The sequence below is a fragment of the Intrasporangium sp. genome (assembly GCF_035280925.1).
Lineage (GTDB): Bacteria > Actinomycetota > Actinomycetes > Actinomycetales > Dermatophilaceae > Intrasporangium.
Genome location: NZ_DATEEY010000067.1, coordinates 1 through 2,123, shown reverse-complemented (window position 1 = coordinate 2,123; position 2,123 = coordinate 1). Strand labels below are relative to the sequence as shown.

The window sequence follows — 2,123 nt, the reverse complement described above, 5'->3', positions numbered from 1 at the left end:
GTACTCGGACATCGAGTTCAAGGCGGCCGAGGGCACCAACGACCCCAGCCTGCAGATCAGCCAGATCGAGACCTTCATCAACGACAAGGTCGACGCCATCGTCCTCCTGCCGACCGACGGCGCCGCCCTCACCGAGGTCGCCACCAAGGCGATGCAGGCCGGCATCACGGTCGTCAACGTCGACCGTGAGTTCTCCTCACCCTTCGCCGCCCGCACGACGGTCCTCGGCGACAACTACGGCATGGGCGTGAGCGCGGGCACGTACGCCTGCAAGCTCATCGCCGACAAGAAGATCAGCGACCCGGTCATCGCCGAGATCGCCGGCATCGACTCGCTGCCCCTCACCCAGGACCGCAGCAAGGGCTATGCCGACGCCCTGAAGGCCTGCGGTCAGACCGTCGACAACCGCGTCGCAGCCCAGTTCACCGTCGAGTCCGGTGAGAAGGAGGCGTCCAACCTCCTCCAGGCCGCTCCGAAGATCGACATCCTCTGGAACCACGACGACGACCAGGGTGTCGGTGTCATGGCGGCCCTCGAGAACGCCAACCGTGACGAGATGGCGTTCATCGGCGGCGCAGGATCCGCGAACGCGATGCGCTGGATCCAGGAGGGCAAGATGGAGGCCACCGTCCTCTACCCGCCGACCCAGGCCGCTGACGGCGTCCGACTCGCCCGCCTCCTGGGCCAGGCCAAGGGAATGTCCGACCTCGTCCAGCCCACCGTGCCGCGCCGCGTCGTCCTCGACGCGCCGGTCGTGACGAAGGACAACGTCGAGGAGTACCTGCCGCTGGCGTTCGAGTCCTGATCGGACGGACCGACGTGGTGCTCGCCGGCCGCCGGCCGGCCGGCGAGCACCACCCACCCCCCACCGGGCGCCAGCGCCCGCCGGAAGGTGCCACATGGCCATTCATCCTCCTGCCACCCACGCGGTCGACGCAGCCGCGCCCACGGGTACTCCCGGTCGCCTCGGCATCGGCATGGTGGGCTACTCGTTCATGGGTGTCGCCCACTCCCAGGGCTGGCGCAACGCCCGCAGCTTCTTCGACCCGACGCTGGTGCCCGAGCTCGTCGCCATCGGGGGCCGGGATGCCGGTGCCGCCGGCGACATGGCCCGGCGCTTCGACTGGCAGCACGTCGAGACCGACTGGCGGGCGCTCGTCGCTCGACCGGACGTCGACCTCGTCGACATCTGCACCCCCGGTGACACCCACGCCGAGATCGCCATCGCTGCCCTCGAGGCGGGCAAGCACGTCCTCTGCGAGAAGCCCCTCGCCAACACCGTCGACGAGGCGCGCTCCATGGCGGATGCCGCCGAGCGCGCCAGGGCACGGGGGATCCGCTCGATGGTGGGCTTCACCTACCGGCGCGTCCCAGCCATCGCCCTGGCTCGCCAGCTCGTGCGGGAGGGCCGCATCGGGGAGCTGCGCCACGTGCGCGCCCAGTACCTCCAGGACTGGCTCGTCGATCCGGAGACTCCGCTGACCTGGCGGCTCCAGAAGGACCGGGCGGGCTCCGGGGCGCTCGGGGACATCGGTGCGCACATCATCGACCTCACGCACTTCGTCACCGGCGAGAGCATCACCGGTGTCAGCGCCGTCATGGAGACCTTCGTGCGGGAGCGGCCGCTGCCCGGTGCGACCCGCGGGCTGTCCGCGGAGGTCGGCTCTGGTCGGGGAGCGGTCACCGTCGATGACGCCGCACTCTTCCTGGGTCGGCTCAGCGGCGGTGCGCTCGCCACCTTCGAGGCGACTCGCTTCGCGACCGGGCGCAAGAACGCGATCCGTCTGGAGCTCAACGGGTCGAAGGGGAGCATCGCGTTCGACTTCGAGGACATGAACGTCCTCCACGTCCACGACGCGTCGACCGCCTCACGCGACGCCGGATTCACCCGGGTCATCGTCACCGAGACCAGCCACCCGTATGTCGAGCACTGGTGGCCGGCCGGCCACGGTCTCGGCTACGAGCACGGCTTCACCCACCAGGCGGCCGACCTCATCGACGCGATCGCGCGCGGAGCCGACCCGGAGCCCTCGTTCGCCGACGGCCTCGCGGTGCAGCAGGTGCTCGCAGCGGTCGAGGCGAGCGCGGCCAACGGCTCGTCCTGGACGCCCACAGACACCGTC

Annotated in this window: 2 protein-coding genes; both read left to right on the top strand. The window is 70.3% G+C overall.

The features are described 5' to 3' along the window. Positions 1-805: substrate-binding domain-containing protein (locus VJN29_RS06920; RefSeq protein ID WP_324142886.1), on the top strand; the 805-nt coding region annotated here is incomplete at its 5' end. 172 nt (positions 806-977) lie between these two features. After that, a partial coding sequence (locus VJN29_RS06915; protein ID WP_414654329.1) for a Gfo/Idh/MocA family protein occupies positions 978-2,123 on the top strand: 1,146 nt, incomplete at its 3' end.